The sequence below is a fragment of the Sphingomonas bacterium genome (assembly GCF_903644055.1).
Taxonomy (GTDB): domain Bacteria; phylum Pseudomonadota; class Alphaproteobacteria; order Sphingomonadales; family Sphingomonadaceae; genus Sphingomonas_I.
The window spans coordinates 1-4,791 of sequence record NZ_CAHJXD010000234.1; the positions used below are offsets into that span (position 1 = coordinate 1).

The following is a 4,791-nucleotide window of genomic DNA, read 5'->3' on the forward strand; positions in this document are numbered from 1 at the left end:
CCGGGTCTTCGCCCGCAGCACCCGCCTCGGCGATCGCCTCGACGATCGCCGAGCCGACGACGACGCCATCGGCAACCCGCCCGATCGCCGCCGCCTGCGCGGGCGTGCGCACGCCAAAGCCGACCGCGAGCGGCAGATCGGTCGCCGCCCTCAGCCGCGTTACCGCCGCCTCGATGCTCGCCTGCGCGGCCTGCTGCTTGCCCGTGATCCCCGCCACCGCGACATAATAGAGGAAGCCCTGCGCACCCTCCAGCACCTTGGGCAGCCGCGCGGCATCGGTGGTCGGCGTGGCGAGGCGGATCGGCGCTACGCCCTGCGCGCGCAACGCCAGCCCCAGCATCGCATCCTCCTCGGCGGGGACATCGACGCAGATCACGCCATCGACGCCCGCATCGGCGCAGGCGGCGGCAAACGTCTCCGGTCCGCGACGGAGCATGGGATTGGCATAGCCCATCAGCACCAGCGGGACCTGCGGATGGCGGGCGCGAAAACCGCGCGCGATATCGAGGAGCACGGCGGTCGTCGTGCCTGCCGCCAACGCGCGCAGATTGGCGAGCTGGATAGCCTGCCCGTCCGCCATCGGATCGGTGAACGGCATGCCGAGCTCGATCACGTCCGCCCCGCCCTCGACCAGCGCATCGAGGATCGCGGGCGTGACGGCGGGCGCCGGATCGCCGCCGGTGACGAAGGCGACAAGCGCGGCGCGGCCTTCGGCGCGGGTACGCGCGAAGGTATCGGCGATGCGGGTCATAAAGCCCTCTCCCCTTCAGGGGAGAGGGTGGGGAGAGGGGGAGTGCGGACGAGAGCTGCAATCGCTGTCAACACACCGTCTATATTCGTCATCACGTCGCCATTGGTAAAGCGCATCACACGATAGCCTTGCCGCTCCAGAAAGTGTGTTCGCGCGGCATCCTGCTTTTCACGATCGGCGTGCGTATCGCCATCGATCTCCACGACCAGCATCGGGTCGCGCGCCGCAAAGTCGACGATGTAGCGACCGATAACTTTCTGGCGGCGGAATTTGACGTGCTCGAAGCGCTTTGCGCGTAACGCCAGCCACATCCGCTGTTCCGGTTCGGTCGGCTCGCGCCGCATTGCCTTGGCATACAAGGTGAGTTCGACATCACGCATTGCGCGACTCCCCCTCTCCCAACCCTCTCCCCTGAAGGGGAGAGGGCTTTGGGGGCCGCCTCAAAGCTCTACCCCCAGCGCGGCCGCGACGGTGGCGACGTCCTTGTCGCCGCGGCCCGAGAGGTTGACGAGGATGATCTGGTCCCGCCGCATCGCGCGCGCGCGCGCCGGCAGCGCGGCCAGCGCATGGGCGCATTCGAGTGCTGGGATGATCCCTTCGGTACGGCCGAGCAACTGAAACGCATCGAGCGCCTGCGCGTCGGTCACGCCCTCGTAGCTCACCCGCCCTATCTCGTGGAGCCAGGCATGTTCGGGGCCGATGCCGGGATAGTCGAGCCCGGCGGAGATCGAATGCGCCTCGGCGATCTGGCCGTCCTCGTCCTGGAGGAGGTAGGTGCGGTTGCCGTGGAGGACGCCGGGGCTGCCGCCGCCGATGCTGGCGGCGTGCCGGGCGGTATCGAGCCCGTGACCCGCCGCCTCGATACCGAGCATCGCCACTTCGGGATCGTCGAGGAAGGGGTGGAACAGGCCGATCGCGTTCGATCCGCCGCCGACCGAGGCGACGAGCAGATCGGGCAGCCGCCCCTCGGCCTCGAGCATCTGCGCCCTGGCCTCGATCCCGATCACCGACTGGAAATCGCGCACCAGCTCCGGATAGGGATGCGGGCCGGCGACCGTGCCGATCAGGTAGAAAGTGTCCGCTACGTTGGCGACCCAATCGCGCAACGCCTCGTTGAGCGCATCCTTGAGCGTCTGCGCGCCGCTCGTCACGGGCACGACCTCGGCGCCGAGCAGCTTCATCCGGAAGACGTTGGGCTGCTGCCGCTCGACATCCTTCGCGCCCATGTAGACGACGCACGGCAGGCCGAAGCGCGCGCAGACCGTGGCGGTGGCGACGCCGTGCGATCCCGCGCCCGTCTCGGCGATGATCCGCGTGCGGCCCATCCGGCGCGCGAGCAGGATCTGGCCGATGCAATTGTTGATCTTGTGCGAGCCCGTGTGATTGAGCTCCTCGCGCTTGAAGTAGATTTTGGCGCCCATGCCCTCGGGCGCGCCCGCGCGCAGCGTCTCGCTCAGCCGCTCGGCATGATAGAGCGGGCTGGGGCGACCGACATAATGGGTCATCAGCCCATCGAGCTCGGCCTTGAACGCCGGATCGGCCTGCGCCGCGCGATATTCGCGCTCGAGATCGAGCACCAGCGGCATCAGCGTTTCGGCGACGTAGCGGCCGCCGAACGCGCCGAAATGGCCCTGCGCGTCGGGGCCGGAGCGAAGCGAATTGTGGAGGGTCATGACTGGCCGGTCGCTTTAAGGAAGGCGGCGATCTTGTCCACATCCTTGATGCCCGGCGCGCTCTCGACCCCCGAGGCGACATCCACCGCGCGGGCGCCGGTCACGCCGATCGCCTCCGCGACATTGCCCGGATCGAGGCCGCCCGACAGCAGCCAGGGCAAGGGGTGGACGAAGCCGTCGAGCAGCCGCCAATCGAAGCGCAGGCCGAGGCCGCCGCTGGCGATCGCCGCGCCCGCCGGTGCCTTGGCATCGTAGAGAATGCGATCCGCCGCGCCGCCATAGGCCCGGACCCCGGCCAGATCCTCGCGCGTGCGCACCGGCACCGCCTTCCACACCTCCAGGCCGAAACGGCGGCGGAGCGTCGCGCCGCGCTCGGGGCTTTCACGCCCGTGCAACTGCACGGCGGTCAGCCCGGCGGCCACCGCCGCGGCGATGTCGTCGTCTTCGGCATCGACGAAGATGCCGACCTTACCCAGACGCGCCGGGCTGTGCGCGATCAGCGCCGCCGCCGCCTCCGGCATGAGGTAGCGCGGGGAAGCCGGGTAGAAGTTGAGCCCGATCCACGCAGCACCCCCGGCGATCGCGGCATCCGCCGCCTCGCGATTCGTGACACCACAGATTTTCGCGCGGATCGTCATGCGGCGAGCGGCTGCGCCTGTCGCCCCGGCTTGGCAAGCGGCGTGCGCGATTTCCGTCCCCGATATCCTCGTTACCCACAGGGCCGGCACGCGAATCGGCGCTGGCGCGACTCGGCGAAAAGGATGATCTTCCAATTGTCCTCGGGAGCGAGACCGGACGGAAACGGACGGAGCAGCGAACGGGAACCGCCGAAGCCGGCGATGCGGGAAGCACTGAGGTGCGGAAGGCGGAAAGCGGCGGAGGTGCAGGCGCCGGAAGCGGTGTCGGGGAAGCGGAGCGCTAGCGAGGCCGAGCCGATACACCAGGAAGGGCCGCTGATCAGTCCAAGGCGCAAGCCGGAGACAAAGCAGCGACGCCTGAGCGAGGAGCGAAACCGCGACGGACGGACCTGAAGATGCTTCGGCATCGCAGGGCCGGAACGAAGCAGGTGGGCTTGGATGCTCGGCGCAGTGGGGGCCGGTGGCGACACCGGCCCCCATTTTCGTGCGCGTCGTTCGGTGATGCTGCGTTGCACAAAACGCAAGCGGTGCGGCTCCGAACACAATTTCCATGGCGCTCGGCCGGTGTATGCTGCATCGCACAATAAAGATTTCGAAGGAGAGGCAGACCCCGTTCTTGGAGACTGCCGATGACCAGATTGCTCCTCCCCGCGATGGCCCTCGTAACGCTATCGGCCATCGCCGCCCCCGCGCTTGCGGATCAGCGCGCACCCACCGCTACCCCGATCGCGTTCGCGCGCGATGGCGTCGCTTATGTCGGCACGCTCCGGATGCGCGGCGAGACCCAGCTTATCAGCGGCCATGAGGTCGACAGCGGCCGCCCGTTCGAGCTGATCGTGCGCCGCGGCCGCGTTTCGGGCACATATGACGCCACGCCCGTCAGCTATACGCTGGCCCAGAAGTAAGTCCGGCCGGCGCCTCCGCCGCCGGGTGCGGCGGGGGCGTCAGGCGGCCTTGCGCAGCCGGGCGATGAAGAAGCCGTCCGCGCCGCCAGCCGCCTCCAGCATCCCGGGCAGCACGCGCACGGTCCCCCGCGCGCTCGGCACGATACCGTCCGGCAATTCGCCCGGCGCGACGGGCTCGATCGCGAAACCGGGCTGGCGCACCAGAAAATCCTCGATCGCCTGCTCGCCTTCCTGGGGCTCGAGCGAGCAGACCGCATAGACCAGCAGCCCGCCCGGGCGCACCGCCGCGGCGGCGCGCGCGAGCATCGCCTGCTGCCGCTCGGCCATCGCGACGATCGCCCTCGGACGGACGCGGTGGAGCACATCGGGGTGGCGGCGGAAGATCCCAGTCGCCGAGCAGGGCGCGTCGAGCAGGACCGCGTCGGCGGGCGCGGCGGGCGAGAAGGTCAGCGCGTCGGCGACGACGATCTCGGCGGCGAGCCCCGTCCGGCGAAGATTTTCGTGCAATCTCTTGAGGCGCGGGCCGGAGAGATCGACGGCGGTGACGCGCCATCCCGCCGCGGCGAGCTGCAATGTCTTGCCGCCGGGTGCCGCGCAGAGATCGATGACGTGCGCGCCTTCGCCGGGCCCGAGCAGCCGCGCGGCAAGCGAGGCAGCGATATCCTGCACCCAGAATTCGCCTGCGTCGAACCCCGGCAGATCGGCGGGGCGGGTGCCCGGGGGCAGGCGGAGATGGCGTTCGGTGAGCGCGGTTCCGCCCGTCGCCTCGGCCAGCCGCTGCGCCGCCTCGCCGCCGGCGAAGCTCAGGTCGAGCGGCGCGGGCC

6 protein-coding genes are annotated in these 4,791 nt (G+C 69.8%); 1 reads left to right on the forward strand and 5 read right to left on the reverse strand.

Features of this window, described 5'->3' with window-relative positions; genetic code table 11:
- The 4 genes from trpA to HUU94_RS10365 form a co-directional block, all read right to left on the reverse strand.
- On the reverse strand, positions 1 to 751 hold a 751-nt coding region (trpA, locus tag HUU94_RS10350), incomplete at its 3' end, for a tryptophan synthase subunit alpha (RefSeq protein WP_174275004.1).
- Positions 748 to 1,131 (reverse strand): endonuclease domain-containing protein, encoded by a 384-nt coding sequence (locus tag HUU94_RS10355; RefSeq protein ID WP_174275005.1) that lies wholly within the window; start codon positions 1,129 to 1,131, stop codon positions 748 to 750. The genes trpA and HUU94_RS10355, both read right to left, overlap by 4 nt.
- A gap of 60 nt (positions 1,132 to 1,191) precedes the next feature.
- A complete protein-coding gene (trpB, locus tag HUU94_RS10360; protein WP_174275006.1) occupies positions 1,192 to 2,424 on the reverse strand; it encodes a tryptophan synthase subunit beta in 1,233 nt (410 codons plus the stop codon).
- Positions 2,421 to 3,062 carry a phosphoribosylanthranilate isomerase gene (locus HUU94_RS10365; RefSeq protein ID WP_174275007.1) on the reverse strand — a complete coding sequence of 214 codons (642 nt, stop codon included), beginning with the start codon at positions 3,060 to 3,062 and terminating at the stop codon, positions 2,421 to 2,423. Before HUU94_RS10365 ends, trpB begins: the two co-directional genes overlap by 4 nt.
- 629 nt (positions 3,063 to 3,691) lie before the next feature.
- On the opposite strand from HUU94_RS10365, the gene HUU94_RS10370 reads away from it, so the two are divergent.
- Positions 3,692 to 3,967: a hypothetical protein gene (locus HUU94_RS10370; protein ID WP_174275008.1), complete on the forward strand. Its 276-nt coding sequence runs from the start codon at positions 3,692 to 3,694 to the stop codon at positions 3,965 to 3,967.
- Between the two features lie 39 nt (positions 3,968 to 4,006).
- On the opposite strand, the gene HUU94_RS10375 is transcribed toward HUU94_RS10370, so the two are convergent.
- The coding region (locus HUU94_RS10375) for an RsmB/NOP family class I SAM-dependent RNA methyltransferase (RefSeq protein WP_174275009.1) at positions 4,007 to 4,791 on the reverse strand (785 nt) is incomplete at its 5' end.

What these genes read in the sequence shown, in the direction of transcription:
- HUU94_RS10355 (WP_174275005.1), bottom strand. Translation starts at nt 1,131, where the DNA reads ATGCGTGATGTCGAACTCACCTTGTATGCCAAGGCAATGCGGCGCGAG.
- trpB (WP_174275006.1), bottom strand. Translation starts at nt 2,424, where the DNA reads ATGACCCTCCACAATTCGCTTCGCTCCGGCCCCGACGCGCAGGGCCAT.
- HUU94_RS10365 (WP_174275007.1), bottom strand. Translation starts at nt 3,062, where the DNA reads ATGACGATCCGCGCGAAAATCTGTGGTGTCACGAATCGCGAGGCGGCG.
- HUU94_RS10370 (WP_174275008.1), top strand. Translation starts at nt 3,692, where the DNA reads ATGACCAGATTGCTCCTCCCCGCGATGGCCCTCGTAACGCTATCGGCC.